Origin of the sequence: Pseudomonas brassicacearum (assembly GCF_003732225.1) — a bacterium.
Classification (GTDB): domain Bacteria; phylum Pseudomonadota; class Gammaproteobacteria; order Pseudomonadales; family Pseudomonadaceae; genus Aquipseudomonas; species Aquipseudomonas brassicacearum_E.
Genome location: NZ_MOBJ01000017.1, coordinates 1 through 1,936, shown reverse-complemented (window position 1 = coordinate 1,936; position 1,936 = coordinate 1). Strand labels below are relative to the sequence as shown.

At 51.3% G+C, this 1,936-nt stretch carries 2 pseudogenes; both read left to right on the top strand.

The window, feature by feature from the left end:
• Window positions 1-1,077, top strand: a pseudogene (locus tag BK659_RS23105) (hypothetical protein); the annotation flags it as partial.
• 564 nt (window positions 1,078-1,641) lie between these two features.
• Window positions 1,642-1,936 (top strand): annotated as a pseudogene (locus tag BK659_RS23100) (hypothetical protein); the annotation flags it as partial.

The following is a 1,936-nucleotide window of genomic DNA, read 5'->3' as shown; positions in this document are numbered from 1 at the left end:
CCGATAGTGCTGAACGCCAGCAAACTGCTGTCGACCAACCTGAATGATGAGGCAACGGCCATCCTTGAGGGGAACGATGACTTTTTCCTTCGTGGAATACCACGTACGCTGAAATTGACAGCAAAACCCGGTAGCCCACTGGACGGTTTATTGATCAAGGCATCATATGAGTTCAGCGGAGATGCACCTCCCGAAACCATAACGAGCGTTCCTGAGTTCAAAACAGAAGTGTCAACCCGTAGCTGGGATATCACGGGGGGAGATCGGAGCGGCACATTTGAGGTGCGTCTGGAGGGGCGCGGGATGACGACACCGCTGACGCTGAAGAACTGCTATCTAATCTCCACTGACCTAGGGCGCGAAATAAGTACCACCAAGGTTGGTGATTCCAATATATCAGGTGTATTGCCCTTCACTGTGTGGAGAGGAAACGGCTACCTTCCAACTTTCTCGATGAAATATGTACCTACTAGCAGTATCATATTTAATTCTGGTCGTTGGTTCAGCTTGCAATGTGAAGTCTTGGTCGGGGATAACAATGATGTCGTTTGCTCTCCGCCTTTCGGCACAGAGGTAACAGATCCTGAATGGAGTTTCACCTTCCCCATAAACAAAAGCGTGAAATTTCAACTGAGTTTGAAGATTCAGGGGCTCTCCATTCCGCTGAAGGCAAACACTGTTACTCGGCTGGCCCGTAACGTACTCGAGGAAGGAACACCACATATCGATGGGGTGGCGATGACTTCTCCGGATCAATTTGCTTTCAAGATGGGAGCACCACGCACTTTGACATTGAGACCTCATGTCGGCAGCCCGGTGGCCGGTAGTCGGATCACTCTGAGTTTTCAACAAGGTACTAATGGTTTGACACGTGCAGACTTTTCTTACGACGGCAACACTAATACCGAGCATTCTTGGGAGATAAAAGCGTTGACATCCAAGAATGGAAAGTTCAGGTTCGATCTCCAGCTTGGAAGCAATATTGCTCTACCTCATTGGTTCATAAATTCGCCAATAGCCCTTGGTGATGAAGCGGCACCCCAAAACACCCATGATGAGTTTTCTATTGATGGATAAGGGGACAGTGTAGCCAAGTAATTTCAGACACCTCGACAGATGGAAACGTATCTACCAAGGTGTCTGGTTTTATAGAGACAAGTTCATCTGATACATTAGACCACTACAACTCGCTATTCGGGTGAATAGCGCTATGCGAGCAGGCTTATCACTATGGGTGCGTTATTACGCGCCTTGATTGCAGCGCTGGATCAACGTCGAAGAAGTCCTGCCTGTCATCGACCGCCCTCAGGTGCCGTATTGCGTCGACGGCGAGCATGAATACGTCGCCTCGCTACGGGCATCTGATGGCCTCACCAAACCCGCCCATCGCCAACCCCAACTACGCTTAGGTAGGATGACCCTCTCCCCTGCCCGAGGTTTCGCTTCATGTTCTTCATTGGCGTCCTGCTGGTCATGACCTTCATCCGCCAAAAAGAAGTAATTCATTTCTTATTCCCATATCAGTGCTTCTGGTGATTTCTTATCGCGAACCTCTATTCCTAACTGTCATTTATGACAGTAGACGTCGCCTTGCCCATCGCCGACAGTGAAGCTCCCACCGAGCCTCAGGAAATCGTCAAGATGGCACTCGAAAAAACTATCGCCGCCGGCCCGTTGTATTTCTGTCACGGTGGCGAACACACCCTCACCCTCAACGCTCAACAACACAGCGCCTGGATCAATCAGGGCGTGTGCCTCAAAGAGCCGCCAGGCAAGACACTGCCGCTGTCGGCCAGCCCCGCGATCGGGGCCTTTCAGACGTTTGCCGACACCGGCGCGACCTGGACAATCACCTGCCCCACCAAAAACGCTACGGCCCCGGCAGTAGAGTTTCAACTATGGGGCCAGACCGAGTACACCTCCCCGGCCTACAAGA